The sequence below is a fragment of the Halopseudomonas xiamenensis genome, from assembly GCF_014219065.1.
Lineage (GTDB): Bacteria > Pseudomonadota > Gammaproteobacteria > Pseudomonadales > Pseudomonadaceae > Halopseudomonas > Halopseudomonas xiamenensis.
The window spans coordinates 58507-79766 of sequence record NZ_JACLGO010000005.1; the positions used below are offsets into that span (position 1 = coordinate 58507).

General features: G+C 64.3%; 18 protein-coding genes. 1 reads left to right on the forward strand and 17 read right to left on the reverse strand.

The window, feature by feature from the left end:
- Window positions 1-21: 21 nt before the first annotated feature.
- The 5 genes from ppc to cysM all read right to left on the reverse strand — a co-directional run bounded on the left by ppc (window position 22) and on the right by cysM (window position 8135).
- Window positions 22-2664, reverse strand: coding sequence for a phosphoenolpyruvate carboxylase (gene ppc / locus H6X51_RS04700; protein ID WP_185266364.1), 2643 nt, complete (start codon window positions 2662-2664; stop codon window positions 22-24).
- Window positions 2665-2822: 158 nt separating this feature from the next.
- Window positions 2823-3641, reverse strand: a complete 819-nt coding sequence (gene mazG, locus H6X51_RS04705) for a nucleoside triphosphate pyrophosphohydrolase (RefSeq protein ID WP_328795620.1) — start codon at window positions 3639-3641, stop codon at window positions 2823-2825.
- Window positions 3638-5884, reverse strand: coding sequence for a GTP diphosphokinase (gene relA / locus H6X51_RS04710; RefSeq protein ID WP_185266365.1), 2247 nt, complete (start codon window positions 5882-5884; stop codon window positions 3638-3640). The genes mazG and relA overlap by 4 nt, the downstream gene beginning before the upstream one ends.
- Window positions 5884-7236 carry a 23S rRNA (uracil(1939)-C(5))-methyltransferase RlmD gene (rlmD, locus tag H6X51_RS04715; protein ID WP_185266366.1) on the reverse strand — a complete coding sequence of 451 codons (1353 nt, stop codon included), beginning with the start codon at window positions 7234-7236 and terminating at the stop codon, window positions 5884-5886. Before rlmD ends, relA begins: the two co-directional genes overlap by 1 nt.
- Window positions 7233-8135, reverse strand: coding sequence for a cysteine synthase CysM (gene cysM / locus H6X51_RS04720; RefSeq protein ID WP_185266367.1), 903 nt, complete (start codon window positions 8133-8135; stop codon window positions 7233-7235). The genes rlmD and cysM overlap by 4 nt, the downstream gene beginning before the upstream one ends.
- Before the next feature lie 94 nt (window positions 8136-8229).
- On the opposite strand from cysM, the gene H6X51_RS04725 reads away from it, so the two are divergent.
- Window positions 8230-11040 (forward strand): ATP-binding protein, encoded by a 2811-nt coding sequence (locus H6X51_RS04725; RefSeq protein ID WP_185266488.1) that lies wholly within the window; start codon window positions 8230-8232, stop codon window positions 11038-11040.
- On the opposite strand, the gene acpS is transcribed toward H6X51_RS04725, so the two are convergent.
- The 12 genes from acpS to H6X51_RS04785 all read right to left on the reverse strand — a co-directional run bounded on the left by acpS (window position 11029) and on the right by H6X51_RS04785 (window position 21232).
- Entirely contained in the window at window positions 11029-11409 is a 381-nt protein-coding gene (gene acpS / locus H6X51_RS04730; RefSeq protein ID WP_185266368.1) for a holo-ACP synthase, read from the reverse strand. The two genes, H6X51_RS04725 and acpS, sit on opposite strands and share 12 nt — an antisense overlap.
- Window positions 11406-12149, reverse strand: coding sequence for a pyridoxine 5'-phosphate synthase (gene pdxJ / locus H6X51_RS04735; protein WP_185266369.1), 744 nt, complete (start codon window positions 12147-12149; stop codon window positions 11406-11408). Before pdxJ ends, acpS begins: the two co-directional genes overlap by 4 nt.
- A gap of 2 nt (window positions 12150-12151) precedes the next feature.
- The gene (recO, locus tag H6X51_RS04740) at window positions 12152-12865 is read right to left on the reverse strand and encodes a DNA repair protein RecO (protein WP_185266370.1); all 714 of its coding nucleotides are present in this window, start codon (window positions 12863-12865) and stop codon (window positions 12152-12154) included.
- 3 nt (window positions 12866-12868) lie between these two features.
- Complete coding sequence (gene era, locus H6X51_RS04745; RefSeq protein WP_185266371.1) at window positions 12869-13768, reverse strand: GTPase Era; 900 nt, start codon at window positions 13766-13768, stop codon at window positions 12869-12871.
- Window positions 13761-14450, reverse strand: a complete 690-nt coding sequence (gene rnc / locus H6X51_RS04750; RefSeq protein ID WP_185266372.1) for a ribonuclease III — start codon at window positions 14448-14450, stop codon at window positions 13761-13763. Before rnc ends, era begins: the two co-directional genes overlap by 8 nt.
- On the reverse strand, window positions 14447-14824 hold the full coding sequence (locus H6X51_RS04755; RefSeq protein ID WP_185266373.1) for a DUF4845 domain-containing protein: 378 nt from the start codon (window positions 14822-14824) through the stop codon (window positions 14447-14449). The genes rnc and H6X51_RS04755 overlap by 4 nt, the downstream gene beginning before the upstream one ends.
- Before the next feature lie 65 nt (window positions 14825-14889).
- Window positions 14890-15768 carry a signal peptidase I gene (lepB, locus tag H6X51_RS04760; RefSeq protein ID WP_185266374.1) on the reverse strand — a complete coding sequence of 293 codons (879 nt, stop codon included), beginning with the start codon at window positions 15766-15768 and terminating at the stop codon, window positions 14890-14892.
- Between the two features lie 19 nt (window positions 15769-15787).
- The gene (gene lepA / locus H6X51_RS04765; RefSeq protein WP_185266375.1) at window positions 15788-17587 is read right to left on the reverse strand and encodes a translation elongation factor 4; all 1800 of its coding nucleotides are present in this window, start codon (window positions 17585-17587) and stop codon (window positions 15788-15790) included.
- A 168-nt stretch (window positions 17588-17755) separates the two neighbouring features.
- On the reverse strand, window positions 17756-19186 hold the full coding sequence (locus H6X51_RS04770; protein WP_185266376.1) for a DegQ family serine endoprotease: 1431 nt from the start codon (window positions 19184-19186) through the stop codon (window positions 17756-17758).
- Window positions 19183-19668: a SoxR reducing system RseC family protein gene (locus tag H6X51_RS04775; protein WP_185266377.1), complete on the reverse strand. Its 486-nt coding sequence runs from the start codon at window positions 19666-19668 to the stop codon at window positions 19183-19185. The genes H6X51_RS04770 and H6X51_RS04775 overlap by 4 nt, the downstream gene beginning before the upstream one ends.
- Window positions 19665-20585 (reverse strand): MucB/RseB C-terminal domain-containing protein, encoded by a 921-nt coding sequence (locus H6X51_RS04780; RefSeq protein ID WP_185266378.1) that lies wholly within the window; start codon window positions 20583-20585, stop codon window positions 19665-19667. The genes H6X51_RS04775 and H6X51_RS04780 overlap by 4 nt, the downstream gene beginning before the upstream one ends.
- 35 nt (window positions 20586-20620) lie before the next feature.
- Complete coding sequence (locus H6X51_RS04785) at window positions 20621-21232, reverse strand: sigma-E factor negative regulatory protein (RefSeq protein ID WP_185266379.1); 612 nt, start codon at window positions 21230-21232, stop codon at window positions 20621-20623.
- Between the last annotated feature and the right edge of the window lie 28 nt (window positions 21233-21260).

Sequence of the window (21260 nt, forward strand, 5' to 3'; positions counted from 1 at the left end):
CCCAGCACCGCGGGCCGCTGCTCAGCCAGTGTTGCGCATGCCCGCCGCGATCCCCGCCACGGTCACCAGCAGGGCCCGCTCCAGCTCGGGATCGAGGCTGCCATCGGGCTGCGCGCGGGTGCGCTGCAGCAACTCCACCTGCAGCAGATGCAGCGGGTCGGTATAGGGGTTGCGTACTGCCACCGACTCGTCAAGTACCGGGTTCCGTGCCAGCAGCGTGGTATTCTGGCGCAGCTCCAGCACCGTCTCGATGACCTGCTCCAGGGCCTGGCGCAGGCGCTCGCCGAGTGGCCACAGGGCCGGCTCGGCGAGGCGCTGCTCATAGAAGCGGGCGATGCCGCCATCTGCCTTGGACAGGACCATTTCCAGCATCTCGATACGGGTCAGGAAGAACGGCCACCGCGACATCATGTCGCGGAGCATGTCCGCTTCGCCGGCATCGATCGCCTCGCGCAACGCCTGCCCGGCGCCGAGCCAGGCCGGCAGCATCAGCCGGGTCTGGGTCCAGGCGAAGATCCAGGGGATGGCACGCAGGCTTTCCACCCCGCCCTGGCTGCGCCGCCTTGCCGGCCGGCTGCCCAGCGGCAGGCGTGCCAGTTCCTGCTCCGGGGTGGCCTGGCGGAAATACTCGACGAACTGCGGATCGTCACGTACCACCGCGCGATACAGCTGCACCGAGCGCTCGGCCAGCCGCTGCATCAGCGCGCGCCAGGCCGGCTCGGGTACCGGTGGCGGCAGCAGGCTGGCCTCCAGTACCGCGCTGGCATACAGCTGCAGGCTGTGCACCGCCACCCCCGGCAGGCCAAACTTGAAGCGGATCATCTCGCCCTGCTCGGTGACCCGCAGCTGGCCGTTCACCGAGCCCGGCGGTTGCGACAGGATGGCCATATGCGCCGGCGCCCCACCGCGGCCGACAGTGCCACCGCGACCATGGAACAGCCGCAGGCGTACGCCGTGACGGCGGGCCACCTCGACCAGCTGTTCCTGGGCGCAGTACTGCGCCCAGCCGGCGGTCAGGGCACCGGCGTCCTTGGCCGAATCCGAGTAACCGATCATCACCTCCTGCTCGTCACCGACCAGTTGCCGGTAGCCATCCAGCGCCAGCAGCCGGTCGATGACCGGGGCAGCATTGTCCAGATCCTCCAGGGTTTCGAACAGCGGTACCACGCGCATCGGCCATGTGACCCCGGCCTCCTTGAGCAACAGCTTGACCGCCAGCACATCGGCGGCACTGGCGGCCATGGAGATGACGTAGGAGCCCAACAGTTCCGGTGGCTGGCCAGCCAGCACCCGGCAACTGTCCAGCACCTCGCGGCAGTCGGCCGAGGGTTGCCAGTCCGGCGCCAGCAGCGGTCGCCGGCTGTGCAGTTCGGCCAGCAGGAACTCGCAGCGCCGGGCCTCATCCCACTCGGCATAATTGCCCAGCCCCAGGTACTCGGTCAGCTCGCTGAACACCTGGGTGTGGCGGGTGGCGTCCTGGCGGATATCCAGCCGCGCCAGCCCCAGGCCGAAGGCATTGACCCGGCGCAGGGTATCCAGCAGCGGGCCATCGGCGATCAGTTGCATGCCCTGCTCGCACAGCGAGGCGTGACAGCATTCAAGTGGCTCACGCAGCTCCTCGACTGTACGTAGCACCAGCGGCGATGGCGCCGGCTCGTCGCGCAATGCCGCTTCGGCCCAGGCGCGGGTGGCCTGCAGTCGCGTACGCAGTTGCTTGAGCAGGATACGGTAGGGCTCGTCGGCATCACCCACCCGCTCACGCAGCGCCGGGCTGGCTGCCTGCATCGACAGTTGGTTGATCAACCGGTTGATGTCGTTCAGGTACAGATCGGCGGCCATCCAGCGCCCCAGCAGCAGCACCTCGCGGGTCACCCGGGCGGTGACATTGGGGTTGCCGTCGCGGTCACCGCCCATCCAGCTGGCCATGCGTACCGGCGCAGCATGCAGTGGCAGGCGCTGATCGCAGCTGCGCTGCAGTTCCCCATCGAGCCTGCGCAGGAAGTCGGGCAATGCCTGCCACAACGAATGCTCGATGACCGCAAAACCCCATTTCGCCTCATCGATCGGCGTCGGGCGCTGGCGGCGAATCTCGTCGGTGAACCAGGCCTCACTGATCAGCCGCGCCAGTTCCTCGCGCAGTGCCTGCTGTTCGGTAGCACTCAGGTCATCATGGTCGGCGCGGGCCAGGGCGGCGGCGATGGCATCGTACTTCTGGATCAAGGTGCGCCGGGTCACCTCGGTGGGATGAGCGGTGAGCACCAGTTCGATATCCAGCTGCGCCACCTGTTGGGCGACTTCGGCACCGGAATGCCCGGCGCCGCGCAGGCGTTCGAGCAGTTCGGCAATGCAGCGTTCCTCGAACGGCAACGGCTCGTCGGCACGCCGGCGACGGATACGGTGATGCTGTTCGGCAATGTTGGCCAGGTTGAGGAACTGGTTGAAGGCCCGGCATACCGGCAGCAACTGGTCATCGGGCAATTCCTGCAGCACCTGCAGCAATGCCTCGTGGCTGTCCTCGTCCTGGCTCCGGCCACGCTTGGCGCCCAGCCGGATGCGCTCGATACGCTGCAGGAATGCCGCGCCCAGATGCGCCTCGATGGTATTGCCCAGCAACTCACCCAGGTCGTGAACATCCCGGCGCAGCCGTGCATCGATCTGTGTCATGCAGCCTCCTTATCAGCTCCGTGCTCGTGGATTGCTTCACCGCTCTGCGGTTCGCAATGACGGATGGGGAACATGGAAACGGCATGAACAAGCCGTTCCCTCCTCGTCATTGCGAGCCCGCAGGGCGTGGCAATCCAGGGAGCAGGCCCGGCACGACCTCACAACCCCTGCCGCTTGGCCTCGTCCCACAATTCATCCAGCCGCTGCAGCTCGGTCCCGGCAAAGGATTCACCGGCAGCGGCCAGGGTCCGCTCGATATAGCGCAAGCGCCGTTCGAACTTGTCATTGCCGCCGCGCAGCGCGGTCTCGGCATCCACTTTCAGATGACGTGCCAGGTTGACCATGGCGAACAGCAGGTCACCTACCTCTTCCTCGATGGCCTGCTGCTGGCGATGACCGATGGCTTCGCGCACCTCATCCAGCTCTTCGGCGATCTTGTCGATCACCGGCGCCACGCTGGACCAGTCGAACCCCTCACTGGAGGCGCGCTTCTGCAACTTCTGCGCCCGGCTCAGGGCCGGCAGCGCCCGCGGCACGTCGTCCAACAAGGATAGCTGCTGCGGCACCAATGCGCGCTCGGCCCGCTCCTCGGCCTTGATTTGTTCCCAGCGCTCCTTGATCTGCCGCTCCTCCAGCTTGAGAGTGCCGGGCGGCGTACGCAGATTGCCATCGGGAAACACATGGGGGTGGCGGCGCACCAGCTTGCGGGTGATGCCGTCGACCACGTCCGACCAGTCGAAATACCCGGCTTCGCGTCCCAGCTGCGCGTAGTACACCACCTGGAACAACAGGTCACCGACCTCACCGGCCAGTTGGCCGAAGTCCTGCTCGGCAATCGCATCGGCCACTTCATAGGCTTCTTCCAGCGTATGCGGCGCGATGCTGGCAAATGACTGCTGCAGATCCCAGGGGCAGCCATGCTCGGGATCACGCAGGCGCTCCATCAGGTACAGCAGATCCTCCAACTGGTAGCTCACGCCCGGCGCTCCTGGCGGTTGCGCCGCGCCTCGACCACATTGGGCAACTGGCTGATACGCGCCAGCAACCGACCGAGCAGGTGCAGGTTGGGAATCTCCAAGGTCAGCAGCATGCTGGCGTAGTTGTCATCGCGGTTGGTGCGGGTGCTGGCCTCCAGCACGTTGATCTTCTCGTTGGCCAGCAATTGCGACACATCGCGCAACAGCCCGGCACGGTCGTAGGCCTTGATATAGATCTCCACCGGATAGGTCTGCACCGGCTCACCGCCCCAGCTCACCTCGATCAGCCGCTCGGACTCGCGGTCCTGCAACTGCATGGCGGTGGCGCAGTCGGCACGGTGCACGGTAACCCCGCGGCCGACGGTGATGTAGCCGATGATCGGGTCGCCCGGCACCGGCTGGCAGCAGCCGGCCAGTTGCGTCAGCAGGTTGCCGACGCCCTGGATATGCACGTCGCCGCGGCGCCCGGGCTTGCTCGGCCGGCGCGGGATCAGTTCCAGCTGTTCGCTGTGGCGGTCCGGCTCGACCAGCTGATGGGCCACGTTGACCACATGCGCCATGCGAATGTCACCGGAACCGACCGCGGCGAACAGGTCTTCCTGGCTGCGGATGCCCAGGCGCTCGATCAGCTTGGCATAGTCGGCGCCATTCAGTGCCATGCGCGTCAGCTCGCGCTCGAGCATGAGTTTGCCGGCCTGCACGTTCTGCTCGCGGTCCTGCTGCTTGAACCAGTGCTGGACCTTGGCCCGCGCCCGCGAGGTATGCAGGTAGCCGAGGTTGGCGTTCAGCCAGTCACGGCTTGGCCCACCGCTCTTGCCGGTGATGATCTCGACCTGCTCGCCGGTCTTCAGCACATAGTTCAGCGGCACGATACGACCGTTGACCTTGGCCCCGCGGCAGTGATGACCAACCTCGGTATGGATGCGATAGGCGAAGTCCAGCGGGGTGGCGCCCTTGGGCACATCCAGCACGTGGCCGTCAGGGGTGAACAGGTAGATGCGATCCGGCTCGAAGTCCACCCGCAACTGGTCGGCCAGGCCGCCGATATCGCCCATTTCCTCGTGCCACTCCAGAACCTGCCGCAGCCAGGCGATCTTGTCCTCGTAGGCGGTGGAGTTGCTGTCGACGTCGGTGCCCTTGTAGCGCCAGTGCGCGCACACACCCAGCTCGGCTTCCTCGTGCATGGCGTAGGTGCGGATCTGCACCTCCAGCGCCTTGCCTTCCGGGCCGATCACCGCGGTATGCAGGGAACGGTAGCCGTTCTCCTTGGGATTGGCGATATAGTCGTCGAACTCGTTGGGTATGTGCCGCCACAGGCTGTGCACTATGCCCAGCGCGGTATAGCAATCACGCACCTGCGGCACCAATACCCGCACCGCCCGCACGTCATAGACCTGGTTGAAGTCGATGCCCTTGTTCTGCATCTTGCGCCAGATCGAGTAGATATGCTTGACCCGCCCGGAGACGTCGCCGTCGATCGCCGCCTGCTCCAGCTCGTGGCGCAGTTGCGCCATGACCGCCTCGATGTACTCCTGGCGGTCCAGCCGGCGCTCATCCAGCAGCTTGGCGATCTGCTTGTACTTGTGCGGTTCAAGATAGCGGAAGGACAGGTCCTCCAGCTCCCACTTGATATGGCCGATACCCAGGCGATGCGCCAGCGGCGCGTAGATGTCGAACACCTCGCGGGCGACCCGGTAGCGCTTCTCCTCTGGGGCATCCTTGACCGCACGGATGGCACAGGTACGCTCGGCCAGCTTGATCAGCGCCACACGCACGTCGTCGACCATGGTGACCAGCATCTTGCGCAGGTTTTCCACCTGGGACTGAGTATTGAAGGCGTTGGCCTTGACCGGGTTCTGCGACACGCTGATCGCCGCCATGCGCTGCACGCCATCGACCAGGGCCGCCACATCCGGCCCCAGGCAACGCTGCACCTCGGCCAGGTCGATCTTGCGCTCGCGTACCGCGCGATAGATCACCGCCGCGACCAGTGACTCCTGGTCGAGCTTGAGGTCGGCGAGAATCTCGGCCATTTCCAGGCCGGTGAGATAGCTGCTGGCACCATTGGCCCAGCGATGTTCGGTCTTGCTCGCCGCCTGGTCCAGCTCGCTGGCCCATTCACAGGCCTGCTTCAGTACCTGTGGCTCAGACAGCGGCACGCGCTGCTGGATGCGCCCGATCCAGGCATCGATATCCACAGTGCCATCCTGATTGACCGGATGTTCTGCTCTGACTTGTACCATTACCTTTTGTCCTTGCCCGACACGAACAGTGCCATGGCTTCCACATGCGCAGTCTGGGGGAACATGTCCATAATGCCCAGCTGCACCAACCGGTAACCCGCTGCCGCGAGAATGCCCGCATCGCGGGCCAAGGTGGCGGGATTGCAGGATACGTAGAGTATCCGCTGCAATCCGTTACGCGCCAACGTGGCAACGAGTTCCGCGGCCCCATCCCTCGGAGGATCCAGTAGAGCAGCCTGAAACCCGGCCTGCAGCCAGTCTGTTTCAAGGCTGTTCGACAAGTCCGCCTGAAAAAAGTGCACATTCTCAAGCCCATTCAGCGAGGCGTTGCCGGTGGCCCTCTCGACCATCTCGGCGCTGCCCTCGACGCCGGTCACCAACGCCCCGGCCTGGGCCAGCGGCAGGGCGAAATTGCCCACTCCGCAAAACAGATCCAGTACCCGTTCACCCGGCTGTACCGCCAGCCAGGCCAGCGCCTGGTTGACCATCTGCTGGTTGATGCCGGCATTCACCTGGGTGAAGTCGCCGGCAGCGAAACGAAACTCCAGCTGCTGGTCGGGCAAAAGGTACGCCGGAGACCCGCCGCCATCCGAGATACGCGACACCGATTCCGCATCGGACTGCAGATAGCAGGCCATGTCGTGACGCGCCGCCAGCGCCAGCAGCCGCTGCGTATCGGCCGGCGGCAACGGCTGCAGGTGGCGCACCAGCATGCCCGGGCAGGCTCCGCCGATCAGTTCGACATGCCCCAGCCCGGCGCGTGCCTCCAGTTGCTGCAATACCTCCGGCAGCTCCTGCAGCAGGCTTTCGAGCACCGGCGTCAGTATCGGACACTGGCTGACCTCCACCAGTTCACTGCTGGCCCGCTGCCGGTAGCCGACCACCAGCCGCCTGGCCTGGACATCCCAGCGCATGGACAGCCGGGTACGTTGCCGATAACCATACTCGGGGCCGATCAGCGGCGGCATCCACTGCTGCGGCTGCAGGCCGGCGAAGTGCTGCAACTGCTGCGCCAGCGCCTGCTGCTTGATCTGCAGCTGGGTCTGCCGGGGCATGTGCTGCAGGCTGCAACCACCGCACAGCTCGGTATGCCGGCAGGCTGGCTCGCGGCGTTCGGCACTGGCCTGCAGCAATCGCTCCAGGCGCGCCTCGATCAGTTTGCTGCGCGCCCGTACCACCCGCGCAGTGACCTGCTCGCCGGGCAGGCCGCCTTCGACGAACACCGTACGCCCCTGCCAGCGACCAATGCCCCGACCATCGTGGGTCAGTCGTTCCAGCGCCAGTTCGATACGTTGGCCCACGGCGGCAGGCGCATCCGGTGTGCGCCGCGGTTTTCCACGCCCCCTGTTCATGGTTGGGCGTCGAACACTCCGGTGGACAGGTAACGGTCCCCCCGGTCGCAGATGATCACCACGATGATCGCATCGCGTACCTGGGCATTCAGGCGCAGCGCCGCAGCCACCGCACCGCCGGAGGATACACCGCAGAAAATGCCTTCTTCACGGGCCAGCCGACGCATGGTGATTTCCGCTTCCTGCTGACTCATGTCCACCACCTGGTCGACCCGTGCATCATCATAGATGCTCGGCAGATACTCCTGCGGCCAGCGGCGTATCCCGGGGATCGCCGCGCCTTCGGTCGGCTGCAGACCGATGATCTGCACCTCGGGGTTCTGCTCCTTCAGGTAACGTGACACTCCCATGATGGTGCCGGTGGTGCCCATGGAGCTGACGAAATGGGTCACCCGGCCACCGGTATCGCGCCAGATTTCCGGGCCGGTGCCGCGGTAATGGGCCTCGGGATTGTCCATGTTGCCGAACTGGTCCAGCACCTTGCCCTTGCCTTCGCGCTGCATCTGCGCGGCCAGGTCGCGGGCACCCTCCATGCCCTGCTCCTTGCTCACCAGGATCAGTTCGGCGCCATAGGCCGACATCGCCCACTTGCGCTCGTCACTGGAGTTCTCCGGCATGATCAGCACCATGCGGTAGCCCATGATCGCCGCCGCCATCGCCAGGGCGATGCCGGTATTGCCGGACGTGGCCTCGATCAGTGTGTCACCGGGCTTGATCGCACCGCGCTGCTCGGCCAGCTGGATCATCGACAGCGCCGGGCGATCCTTGACCGAACCGGCCGGGTTGTTGCCTTCCAGTTTCAGCAGGATGGTGTTGCCGGTATCGCCGGTCATGCGCTGCAGGCGAACCAGGGGCGTATTGCCTATGCAGTCGGCAATGGTGGGAAACTCGCTATTCATCGTTCATCCTTCGGGTGGAACAGATCAGCCATGGCGCCAGCTGTGCTTTTTGATCAATCGGCCTATGATAACGGCAACAGGGAAAGGGATGCACATATTGAACAAGTTAGGTATCAAGGCCCGTCTGCTGCTGATGACCCTGCTGCCCACCGGCCTGATGGCACTGGCCATCGGCGGCTATTTCAGCTGGCAGCAATTGCGCGAGGTCGAGCAGCAGTTGTTGCAACGCGGTCTGATGACCGTCGAATACCTGCAGCGGCCCGCCGCCAGCGCCCTGCTGGACGGCGAGGTGGAGCGCTTCGGGCCCATGCTCGGCGCCGCACTCAACCATACCGATGTACGCGCGCTGACACTGTATGACACCGATATGCGGCAGCTCGCACACCACGGCCCACTGATGTATCCGGGCGGCACACCGCTGAGCGGTATCGACCTGACCGCCGGCACCGGCCTGCAGATCCAGCGTGGCGAGCATAGCAGTCGATTCCTCATGCCGCTGCTGGCCAGCGCCGATCTGCCCCGGCGCGAGGCACACCCGCAGATCGAGGCCGACAGCCTGCTCGGCTGGCTGGAAGTCGAACTGAGCCACGGCAACATGTTGCTGCGCCAGTATCAGAGCCTGCTCGCCACCCTGGTCACCATCATCCTCGGCTTGGCCCTGACCGCGCTGGTGGTCGGACTCATGGGCCGCCGTATCACCGAGCCGGTGCTGCGCATCAATGCCGCCATCGCCAGGATCAGCCAGGGCCATTTCGATGTCCGCCTGAACGAACAGGGCAGCCGCGAGCTGGATGACCTGGCAAGCGGCATCAACACCATGGCGCAGACCATGCAGAGCGCCCAGGGCGAGCTGCAGCAGAACATCGACCAGGCCACCGAGGACCTGCGCCAGACCCTGGAAACCATCGAGATCCAGAACATCGAGCTGGACCTGGCGCGCAAGACCGCCCAGGAGGCCAGCCGCATCAAGTCCGAGTTCCTGGCCAACATGAGCCATGAGCTGCGCACACCGCTGAACAGTATCCTCGGCTTCGGCAGCCTGCTGCAGCGCAGCGAACTGAGCGGCCGCCAGCAGGAGTACCTGTCGACCATCGAGCGCTCGGCCGACAGCCTGCTGGCGATCATCAACGAGATTCTCGACTTCTCCAAGATCGAGGCCGGCAAGCTGATCCTGGAGAACCTGTCGTTCAACCTGCGCGACCTGATCGACGAGACCCTGACCATGCTCGCGCCCAGCGCCCACGACAAGGGCCTGGAGCTGGTCAGCATCATCTACCGGGACACCCCGCTGGGCCTGAGCGGCGACCCGATGCGGCTCAAGCAGATCCTCGCCAACCTGATCAGCAACGCGATCAAGTTCACCCACGAAGGCTCGGTCAGCGTGCGGGTCATGGCCGAACAGCAGGACGCCAACCAGGTGCTGCTGCGCATCAGCGTCAACGACACCGGTGTCGGCCTGTCGCCAACCCAGCAGAAGTCACTGTTCAAGGCATTCAGCCAGGCCGACAACTCGATCTCACGGCAGACCGGTGGCACCGGCCTGGGACTGGTCATTTCCAAGCGCCTGGTCGAACAGATGCAGGGCGAGATCGGCCTGCGCAGCCAGCCGGGGGAAGGATCGGAGTTCTGGCTGACCCTGCGCCTCGGGCTATCGCCGCATGGCGAAGACGACCTGCCGGAACGGCCACTGCTGGGCATGCGCGCCGCGCTGGTCGAGCCACAACTGCTGAGCCGACAGATGCTGCTGCACAGCCTGGAGGACATCGGCCTGTCGGTCCGGGTGTTCGACAGCCCGCAGGAGCTGCATGAGGCGCTGACCTCGCCCACCAACCGCGATGACTCGCTGCAGCTGGCGCTGATCAGCATGCGGCATACGGGTACGCCGCCGGGCGAGACCCTGGAGATGGTCCGCCAGTGGTCGGAACTGAACATCTGCAAGAGCATAGTGCTGACCGACACCACCGAACATTATCCGCTGCTCGATCAGCTACCGCGCTCGCTGTGCCAGGCGCTGTCCAAACCGGTCTACACCCGCAAGCTGTATCGGGCAGCAATGCACCTGCTGGGCAACGATCCGCTGACGGCGCGGGCGCCTGTTCCGCGCCAACCGCGGCTGCCACGGGTACTCTGCGTCGATGACCAACCGGCCAACCTCAAATTGCTGGAAGCCTTCCTCGGCGATATCGGCGCGACCCCGCTGCTCGCCGGCAGCGGCGAGGAAGCCCTGGAGCTGCTCACCGAGCAAAGCGTCGACCTGATCTTCATGGATGTGCAGATGCCGGGCCTGGATGGTCGCCAGACCACCGCCGAACTGCGCCTGCGCGAGGAGCTTGCCGGTTTCGATCCGGTGCCGATCATCGCCTTGACCGCCCATGCGCTGACCAGCGAACGACGCCAGTTGCTGCAGTGCGGCATGAACGACTACCTGACCAAACCGATCACCGCCGAACAGCTGCGCCACAGCCTGAACAAGTGGACCGGCCTGGGCGCCGGCATGCCGCTGCCGGCAGCGGCCGCAACTACTGCGCCTGCCTGCCCGCCGACAAACACGACCGAGCCACCTGCGCTGGCACAGGACACCGACCTGCAGGTAATCGATCTCGAAGAAGGATTGCGTCTGGCCGCCGGCAAGGCGGACCTGGCCAGCGACATGCTGAAAATGCTGCTCGACGGCCTGCCCGAAGACAGCCGCCATATCAGCGCCGCCCTGGCGCGGGGCGACCGGGAAACGCTGCTGGAGATCATTCACAAGCTGCATGGCGCCAGCCGCTACTGCGGCGTGCCGCAATTGCGCGCCCGTTGCCAGACGGCGGAAACCCAGCTGAAGAAGGGCCAGGACAGCCGTGCGGCGGTGGAAGCGGTGCTGGAGGCTATCGAACGCCTGCGCGGTGCTTCAGTCGCCTGACCAGACGGCGAAGGCCAGCGCCTGCTCGCGCTCGTCGCTGAGTGACAGCAGCATGCGACCGCCACCACCCTGCTGCAGCCGCTGCAGGGCCACCCCGCTGAGTATCACCTGTGGCGCACCCTGGGCATCATTGTCGATCTGCATGTGCTGCCAGGACATGCCCTTGGCCAGCCCGGTGCCCAACGCCTTGAGAATGGCTTCCTTGGCGGCGTAGCGCTTGGCCAGATAGCGCGCCGGCTGGGAATGGCTGAGAAAGCGCTGCAGCTCGGCCGGGGTGAGGATGCGCCGGGCGAAACGCTCGCCCTGGCGCCCCAGCACCGCCTGGATGCGGCTGACCAGTACCATGTCGGTGCCGATACCGATGATCATCGGGGCGTTTCTGCCGCCATGATCAGCGCGCGCATCTCGTTCACCGCGCCCGCCAACCCGGAGAACAGCGCACGGGCGATGATCGCATGGCCGATGTTCAGCTCGTTGATGCCGGCAATCGCTGCGATCGGCTCGACGTTGTGGTAATGCAGGCCATGCCCGGCGTTGACCACCAGGCCCAGCTTGCGGGCATAGGCCACGCCCTCACGGATACGCTGCAGTTCCTTCTCCTGCTGCTCACCGCTTGTCTCGGCGTAATGTCCGGTATGCAGTTCGATCACCGGCGCGCCGGCATCCCGTGCGGCCTCGATCTGTCGCGGATCGGCATCGATGAACAGCGACACCTCGCAGCCATGGCCGGCCAGTTGCTCGACCGCCTGCTGGACCCGCGCCAGGTTGCCCGCCACGTCCAGGCCGCCCTCGGTGGTCAGTTCCTCGCGCCGCTCCGGTACCAGGCAGACATGCGCCGGGCGGATTTCCGCGGCGAAGGCCAGCATTTCCTCGGTGACCGCCATTTCCAGGTTCATGCGGGTCTGCAGCACCTCGGCCAGCAGCCGCACGTCACGATCCTGAATATGCCGGCGGTCCTCGCGCAGATGCACGGTGATGCCGTCGGCCCCGGCCTGCTCCGCCTCGATGGCCGCCTGGATCGGGTCTGGATAACGGGTGCCACGGGCCTGGCGCAGGGTCGCCACATGATCGATATTCACACCAAGCAGTACGCGCTGCGGTTGAGTCACTGTCACTCTCCTTTTCTGAAATCGGCCTGCCGGGCGAACAATTGCCGGCTGACCAGCGGGCGGTCGCCCAAATGGATACCCAGCGCCTGGCGCATCAGGCTCTTGGCGGCGCGCAGCGTAGCCGCCGCGCTCCAGTCATCGGCGGCCATGGCCAGCAGGGCGCTGCCGGGCAGCCCGGCATCGACCAGCAGCGGATCGTGCAGCACCTGCAGGCCATCGGCGGCATGCCAGAGATAACGCTGCTGCGCACTGACCGGCTGGCCGCTGGCATCCCTGGTCAGACTGAAACCATAGCCCAGGATGTCCAGTAGCTGCCATTCGAAACGGCGCAGCACCGGCTCCACCGCCGCGCCTGCAGCCAGTTGCTCCAGCGCCTGCTGGTAAGCGGCGAACAATAATGGTTGGGGATCACCGCTGGCCAACAGGCGCACCAGCAATTCGTTGAGATACAGGCCGCTGAACAGCGTCTGGCCCTGCAACAGGGCAAAGCTGCCGGCGACCTCGGCCTGGGTCAGGGTCTTCAGCTCGCCGCGCCCAGCCAGGCCTACCAGCATGGGTACGAAAGGTTGCGGTGCCAGCTTGCGCCGCTGGCCACGGGCACCGCGCCAGACCACCCGCTGCAGCCCCTGGTGCAGGGTCAGCAGGTCGACCAGCGCGCTGCTGTCGCGGTAGGGCCGACTGTGCAGTACATAGGCCGGACTCAGCGAAGGCTGCATGGATCAGTCGAAACGATAACCCAGCGAATTCAACGCACGCTCGTCATCGGACCAGCCGCGCCGGACCTTGACCCAGAGGTTGAGCATGATCTTGCTGCCGAACAGTTTCTGCATGTCCATCCGCGCTTCCTGGCCAATCTTCTTCATCCGCGCCCCGCCATCACCGATGATGATCTTCTTCTGCCCCTCGCGCTCGACCAGGATCAGGGCGTGGATGTGCAACACCTTGCCTTCCTGTTTGAACTGCTCGATCTCAACCGCGACCTGGTAGGGAATTTCCGCGCCCAGCTGGCGCATGACCTTCTCGCGTACCAGTTCGGCCGCCAGAAAGCGCGAGCTGCGATCGGTCAACTGGTCTTCCGGATAGAAATGCTCGCCTTCGGGCAGCAGGCTGCCGATCAGCTGTTGCAGCCTATCGATATTGCGCCCGTGCAGCGCCGACACCGGCACCACCTCGGCGTTGGGCAACTGTTTGGTCAACCACTCCAGATGCGGAAGCATGTCCTTCTTGTCATCCAGGCGGTCGACCTTGTTGACCACCACCACTACCGGGCACTGCAGGTGGCGCACCTTGTTCCAGACCAGCTCGTCCTCATCGGTCCAGCGCGTGCGATCGACCACGAACAGCACCACGTCCACCTCGCGCAGTACCTGCGAGGCGCTCTTGTTCATGAAGCGGTTCAGTGCCTTGTCATTGTCCTTGTGCAGGCCGGGGGTATCCACATAGATGGCCTGCACATTGTCCTCGGTCTTGATGCCGAGCAGGGTGTGACGGGTGGTCTGCGGCTTGCGCGAGGTGATCGCCAGCTTCTGCCCGAGGATATGGTTGAGCAGGGTCGACTTGCCGACGTTGGGACGGCCAACCAGGGCGACATAGCCGCAGCGCGGTGCTGTATCAGTCATTCACTTTCTCCACGCCCATGGCGATCAGGGCTTGTCTGGCGGCTTCCTGCTCGGCCAGGCGGCGGCTGCTGCCGACACCAAAGGTCTGTCCGGTCATCAAGGCGACCCGACACTCAACGCGGAACACCCGGCAATGGGCCTCACCGCTTTCGTCAATCACTTCATACTGCGGCAGTTCGCTGTGCTGGCCTTGCAGGTATTCCTGCAGTCGGGTCTTCGGATCCTTGTTGTTGTCCACCAGGGTCAGGGATTCGATATGGCTGGCCAGCCACAGCAGGATGCGTTCCCGGGCGGCCTGCATGCCGCTGTCCAGGTAGATGGCTCCGATGATGGCCTCGGTGGTGTCGGCGAGGATCGACTCGCGGCGAAAACCGCCACTCTTGAGTTCCCCCGAGCCCAGGCGTAGGTATTCACCCAGATCGAAGCCCTTGGCCAGTTCGGCCAGGGTCACGCCCTTGACCAGCCGCGCGCGCAGGCGCGACAGCTGGCCCTCACGCGCCTGCGGGAAGCGCTCGAACAGCGCCTCGGCCGCGACGAAGTTGAGAATCGAGTCGCCGAGAAACTCCAGGCGCTCGTTGTTGCGCCCACCCAGGCTGCGGTGGGTCAGCGCCAGGACCAACAGATCCTGGTCCTTGAAACTGTAGCCTATTCTTCTTTCCAGTCGGTCTAGCTTGTTGCTCACATTAAGGGTCTGACAATATGGGTTTCATCGAAATGGACCAGCAGGTCCACGGTCTTGAGCATGGGCGCACGCACCTCATACTTGATGGTGACAGTATAGGTATTGGTTCCGCTGCTGGTCACGCTCACCGCATCCGCCGCCTTGATATCGCGGATGCTGTTGATCTGCATCCCCTTGTTGATGTGCGAATGCATATCGCGCAGGGAGCCGATCTTGATGCTGGGGTCCTCATTCACCGAAGTGACGATCTTGCGCAGGGCGAAATGGTCCAGGTAGATGGGGATCAGCTTCATCGCGATGACGACACCGAATACCACCAGCGCAATGACCGCCAGCCAGCCGAAAAAAGACATGCCTTTCTGAGATTGGCGCATGGATAACCTCGTACGTCCGTTGTTGATATCAGTTCCTGCCACCATCCCTGGCTGAAGGGGTACCCCTAATTGATCAGGCCAACTCTGGAGAAGCTCGGCAGATTGCTCAGTTTCGGTTCCGGCCAATGCATCCATACGGCGAAGGCCTTGCCGACAATATAGTTGTCCGGGACCATGCCCCACAACTCCTGTGGCATTTCCGGTGCGGACCAGTAACGACTGTCATTGGAGTTGTCACGGTTGTCGCCAACCATGAAATAGTGCCCCTCGGGGACAACCCACTCGCGCGCCGGCGGCGTCTGCGACAGGCGCTTGTAACGTGCTTCATGGGCTTCCTCGCCCAGCTGCTCCAGGTAGATATCGACCTGGGCCAGCGCCTGCAACGGATGCCCCGCGGGCACCTCGTCATCGCTGATGGTGCGCAGCAGCTCGCGCTGTACCACCTCACCGTTGACCGAGAGCTGCTTGTCGGCATAACCGATACGATCACCCGGCAGACCGACCACGCGCTTGATGTAGTTGATGCGCGGATCATTCGGATAACGGAACACCATCACATCGCCGCGCTGCGGGTCGCCCACCGGAATCACCTTGGTCTCCAGCACCGGCAGGCGTATGCCATAGGCGAACTTGTTGACCAGGATGAAGTCACCGACTTCCAGGGTCGGCTTCATCGAGCCGGAGGGAATCTGGAACGGCTCGACCAGGAACGAGCGCAGGATCAGTACCACCGCCAGTACCGGGAAGAACGACTTGCCGTATTCGACCAGCAAGGGTTCCTTGTTCAGCCGCTGCAGGGCACCGGGGTCGGCAACCTGTACCTGGGACTGGTAGCTGGCCACGGCGCGCCGGCGCTGGGGTGCGAACCAGATGTAGTCGAGCAGAGCCAACAGGCCGGTAACGGCCACGGCGATCACCAGCAACAGCGGAAAGTTGATATGCATAATCAGTCTTGCGACGCCCCTAGTTGTCTACTTTCAGCACGGCCAGGAAGGCTTCCTGCGGGATCTCCACGTTACCGACCTGCTTCATCCGCTTCTTACCGGCCTTCTGTTTCTCCAGCAGCTTCTTCTTGCGGCTGGCATCACCACCGTAGCACTTGGCCAGGACGTTCTTGCGCAGCGCCTTGACCGTCGAGCGCGCGACGATCTGCCCGCCCATGGCTGCCTGAATGGCCACGTCGAACATCTGCCGTGGAATAAGCTCCTTCATCTTCTCGACCAGTTGCCGCCCGCGGAACGCCGCGTTATCACGGTGTACGATCAGCGCCAGGGCATCGACCTTGTCGTTGTTGATCAACACATCCAGGCGTACCAGCTTGGCGGCCTGGAAGCGGTCGAATGCGTAATCGAGGGAGGCGTAACCGCGGCTGACCGACTTCAGACGATCGAAAAAGTCCAGTACCACCTCGTTCATCGGCAGGTCATAGATCACCTGCACCTGGGTACCGAGAAACACCATGTCCTGCTGCACGCCGCGCTTTTCGATACACAGGGTGATGACGCTGCCCAGGTGATCCTGGGGTACAAGAATGTTGGCCCGGACTATGGGTTCGCGCATTTCCTCGATCAGCGAGGGGTCGGGCAGGCGCGACGGGTTGTCGACATAGATCACCTCGCCGCCCTTCTTCACCACCTCGAACACCACGGTGGGCGCGGTGGTGATCAGGTCCAGATCGTATTCGCGTTCCAGCCGCTCCTGGATGATCTCCATGTGCAGCATGCCGAGGAAGCCGATGCGGAAACCGAAACCCAGCGCGTCCGAACTTTCCGGCTCGTACTGCAGCGCGGCATCATTGAGCGTGAGTTTCTCCAGTGCATCGCGGAAGTCCTCGAAATCATCCGAGCTGACCGGGAACAGGCCGGCATAGACCTGGGGCTGGACCTTCTTGAAGCCCGGCAACATGTCCACATCGGGGGTGTTGGACAAGGTCAGGGTGTCGCCCACGGGCGCGCCCTGGATATCCTTGATACCGGCGATGATGAAGCCCACCTCACCGGCCTTGAGATCCGCGGTTTCCGTGTGCTTGGGGTTGAACACACCAACGCTGTCCACCTGGTGGACCCGGCCGGTGGACTTGACCAGCACCTTGTCGCCCTTCTTGATACGGCCCTGCTTGACCCGTACCAGCGACACCACGCCCAGGTAGTTGTCGAACCAGGAATCAATGATCAACGCCTGCAGGGGTGCCTCGATCTCGCCCTGCGGCGGCGGAATCACCTCGATCAGGCGCTCCAGCACGTCCTCGACACCCTGCCCGCTCTTGGCGCTGCAGGTCACCGCATCGGTGGCATCGATGCCGATGACGCTCTCGATCTCGGCCTGCACCCGCTCGGGCTCGGCCTGGGGCAGATCGATCTTGTTCAGCACCGGCATGACTTCCAGGCCCTGCTCGATGGCCGTGTAGCAGTTGGCTACCGATTGCGCCTCGACCCCCTGCGCCGCATCGACCACCAGCAGAGCACCTTCACAGGCGGCCAACGAACGGCTGACCTCGTAGTGAAAGTCGACGTGGCCGGGCGTATCGATGAAGTTCAGTTGGTAGGTCTTGCCGTCCTTCGCAGGGTAGTACAGGGTGACACTGTGAGCCTTGATGGTGATGCCGCGCTCGCGCTCCAGGTCCATCGAGTCCAGCACCTGGGCGGCCATTTCGCGCTCGGTCAGCCCGCCGCAGATCTGGATGAAGCGGTCGGCCAGCGTCGACTTGCCGTGGTCGATGTGGGCAATAATGGAAAAGTTACGGATCAGGCTCAGGTCGCTCACTGCAGGGTTCTTCCAGAGATGGTTTGCCAGACATGGCGGTGACCGGGGGCTCCCCCGAAAACAGCCCGCGAGTTTACCCGATTCCACTGCACAGCGCTATCTGTCCCCGCAGGGGATTGCCAGCACTGTACGCCGGCAATCCCCTGCCCTCGCGACCATTCGACCGGCTTACTCGGACAGACGGAAGGTGATATAGCTGGCCCGTCCCTGGCGAATCACACGCATGGAGATGGAGCGATTGACCGGCAGCGCACTGGCGATCTTCTCGAAGTCCGCCGCCGATTCGACCGCGCGGTTGTTCAGGTTGGTGATGACATCACCAGGACGCAGGCCGATCATCGCCCCGGGGCCGGGACGAACCTCGCGCACCGCCACACCGGTGGACACGTCCAGCGCCTTTTTCTGCTCGTCGGTCAGCTCCACTACCGCCAGTCCGAGGCGGTTGTCCGAGACAGTCGGTGCCTGCGACGAGGACGAACCAGGGGCAGCGGCCAGGCCATTGTCATCCGGCAGTGCACCGATCTCCAGGGTCAGCTGCTGGCGCTTGCCGCCACGCATGATCTGCATGGTGGCCTTGCTGCCGGGGCGCAGGCGGCCCACCGCATGGGGCAGATCGGAGGACATGATGATGTCCTGGTTGTCGAGCTTGAGAATCACGTCGCCAACCTGCAGGCCACCTTTATCACCCGGCCCTTCCGGCATGATCTGGGCAACCAGGGCGCCGGCCGGACGCTCCAGACCGAAGGATTCGGCGAGATCCTTGTTGACCTCCTGGATCACCACGCCCAGCCAGCCACGGCGCACCGAGCCATCGGTTTTCAGTTGCTCGACCACATCCATTGCCACATCCACCGGGATGGCGAAGGACAGGCCCATAAAGCCGCCGGAGCGAGTGAATATCTGCGAGTTGATACCGATCACTTCGCCCTTGAGGTTGAACAGCGGACCGCCGGAGTTACCCGGGTTGATCGCCACGTCAGTCTGGATGAACGGGACATAGCTCTCGTTGGGCAGGCTGCGGCCCTTGGCACTGACGATGCCCGCGGTCACCGAGTATTCGAAACCGAACGGCGAGCCGATCGCCAGCACCCACTCGCCGGTCTTCAGATCGGCGGACTTGCCCATCCGCACCACCGGCAGGTCGCCGCCGGCGTCGATCTTCAGCAGCGCCAGGTCCGAACGCGGGTCGGCGCCGACCAGGGTGGCCTCCAGCTCCCGACGGTCCGACAGCCGTACGAATATCTCGTCGGCGCCGCTGACCACGTGGTTGTTGGTCAGTACGTAGCCGTCCTTGGAGATGATGAAGCCCGAGCCCAGCGATTGCGCCTGGCGCTGCGGTGCGGACTGCGAACCATCGGGGAAGCTGCGCTCGAAGAACTCGCGGAAGATCGGCGGCAGGCCCTCCAGGTCGGGGATCATCGGCCCCATCGCCGAGGAACGGCGGGTCACGGTCTGACGGGTACTGATATTGACCACCGCCGGTGATGCTTCTTCGACCAGTTCAGTGAAATCGGGCAACTGCGCTGCGCCTGCCAACATCTGCCAGGACATCAGCCAGGCACCGACCACCACAAGCAACCATCGCTGTACTGCTGTCATATACCACTCCTTTCTCGTCTATCGCTGACAATGGCCGAACCCGAACCGGCCAATGCCACCCCCTGCACCCGGGGCATGAATGCCGGGTCGTTGTCCAGGCGCCGGCTGTGCCAGCGCACCGCGGCAAAGCCGACGGCCATGGCCGCAAACCCCGCCAGAATGATCGCCGGCTCGCCGGCACCGGCGCCGTGCGCCAATAGCGCACCGACGAACAATGCCAGCAACGGCAACATGTACACCAGGGCCGAACCATGCAGCACCGCGCTTTCCGGAATGCCGATGAGCACCTCGTCGCCGACCCGGCAATGACCATCGTCCAGCGCGCGGATAAAACCCTGGCGTGAGCCGACACCCAACCGCTGCATCAAGGACTGGCCGCAACCGGCGCGGGCCTGGCAACTGCTGCAGGCGCTGTGGCGTACGGTTTCGACCCATACCGCTCCCTGCTCCACGCTCAGCACCCGCCCACGTTCCTCGATCACGGCTGCGCTCCAGCCATGGACTGACTCAGGGATTCGGCGATGCGCTCGGCGGTCCGCGGCGGGATCTCGCCGACCACAGTTGCCAGATACAGATCATCCTCGGTCATCAGGCGGCGACTGACCGCCACCGTCGGGCCCAGTTGCGCCCGCAGGTCCTCGGCCAGACTGTCCTTGCCCAGCGGCTCGACGAACAGGGTGAAGCTGGCCAGGCCGTCGCTGTAGATCTGTGAAGTGACATGGGCATCGCCCTTGAGCGACCGCACCTGCCGATCCCCCAGCACGAAGCCCGGCGGCAACCAGCCCGGCTCCCAGAACTCGGTCGCGCCAGCCGATACATCCTCCGGCGCCTCCAGCTCGAGACAGGAGCTGCTGGGCTTGAGCCCGGTCTGGTAGTCAGGCGCATCGAAGGAGATCGCCGCGAACTGGAAGCGCTCAAGCAACTCCCGGCTTTCATCGACCAGTAACGACTTGAGCATCAACCCGGTCTGGTTGTCCAGGTACAGCTCGTAGGCATAGCGGAAGGCATCGCGCGGCTGCAATGAAATGACTGTCACCGGGCGTGCGGCAATCCGCGTACCGCCCAATACCCGCAGGCTGTACCATTCGCCCAATTGCCTGGGGTCGGCCCGACGAGTCGAGATGTTCTGCGAGGATCTGTTCTGGGACAGGGAGGAGGCGCAGACCAGCTGACCATCATGCCGGACCCATTCCTGATGCCGGCCGGCGGTCTGCAGCAGGCGTTCATGAATGCCATCGCTGTCGACCTTGCGCCAGATATCCTGGGTGGTGAAGATGCCGGAGCGCTCATATACATAGGAGCCGTGATAACTCTGCTCCTGCACTGCCTGCGCCATACGCTCCAGCCAGCGGCTGCTGTCATCGGCCCACAGGGCCGGCGCAACCAGCAAGGTGGCCAATCCGGACCACCTCAACACGTGTTTCAATCGCGACACTAATTATTTTCCAGGCTCGCTGCGCGGGCGTAGGGAACCAGTTGCGGCGCTGCCTGCGCATTGTTTTCAGCATGCTGGCGCAGATAGTTGCCGATGCGCTGCTCCTGCCAGGCGGAAGGTCCATTCGGCTGGGCCGGCTGGTCCTGATCGGCCAGTGACGAGAAGCCGGCCAGCACCGCACCCGGACGCGCCGGTGCCGCTGCCATGGCCGGTACGCCAGCGCTCGCCGGAGTGCTCTGGGGGGCCACCGCCATGGTGTTGTCGGTACTGACATCCTGGTTGACCATGCGCACACCCACCAGCACCGCCACGGTAACCGAGGCAGCCACGGCAAGCCGACCAAGCTGCGCTTTCCAGCGGGGCGAGGAAGTGGCCGGGGCGCTGGAAGGAGTCGGTTCATCAGCCAGCGCCGCCGCAATGCCGGCAGACAGATCGATCTCTGCTTGCCACGGTTCCTTGTGCATGACGGACCGTGCCAACTGGTAACGTTCCCAGGTGCGACGGACCTCAGGATCCTGATCACCGGCATGAAGGACTCGGCGCAGTTCCAGTTGCTCTGCCTCGTCATCCATGAGCGCGGAGAGAGTCTCCCGCAAGGATTCGCTTCTCATTGCTCTACCTCTATCATTTTGGCCCCAC

Excerpts from the sequence above, each read along its gene's own strand:
- ppc (WP_185266364.1), bottom strand. The coding sequence starts at position 2,664 with ATGACACAGATCGATGCACGGCTGCGCCGGGATGTTCACGACCTGGGT.
- relA (WP_185266365.1), bottom strand. The coding sequence starts at position 5,884 with ATGGTACAAGTCAGAGCAGAACATCCGGTCAATCAGGATGGCACTGTG.
- rlmD (WP_185266366.1), bottom strand. The coding sequence starts at position 7,236 with ATGAACAGGGGGCGTGGAAAACCGCGGCGCACACCGGATGCGCCTGCC.
- cysM (WP_185266367.1), bottom strand. The coding sequence starts at position 8,135 with ATGAATAGCGAGTTTCCCACCATTGCCGACTGCATAGGCAATACGCCC.
- acpS (WP_185266368.1), bottom strand. The coding sequence starts at position 11,409 with ATGATCATCGGTATCGGCACCGACATGGTACTGGTCAGCCGCATCCAG.
- recO (WP_185266370.1), bottom strand. The coding sequence starts at position 12,865 with ATGCAGCCTTCGCTGAGTCCGGCCTATGTACTGCACAGTCGGCCCTAC.
- era (WP_185266371.1), bottom strand. The coding sequence starts at position 13,768 with ATGACTGATACAGCACCGCGCTGCGGCTATGTCGCCCTGGTTGGCCGT.
- H6X51_RS04755 (WP_185266373.1), bottom strand. The coding sequence starts at position 14,824 with ATGCGCCAATCTCAGAAAGGCATGTCTTTTTTCGGCTGGCTGGCGGTC.
- lepB (WP_185266374.1), bottom strand. The coding sequence starts at position 15,768 with ATGCATATCAACTTTCCGCTGTTGCTGGTGATCGCCGTGGCCGTTACC.
- H6X51_RS04770 (WP_185266376.1), bottom strand. The coding sequence starts at position 19,186 with ATGACAGCAGTACAGCGATGGTTGCTTGTGGTGGTCGGTGCCTGGCTG.
- H6X51_RS04785 (WP_185266379.1), bottom strand. The coding sequence starts at position 21,232 with ATGAGAAGCGAATCCTTGCGGGAGACTCTCTCCGCGCTCATGGATGAC.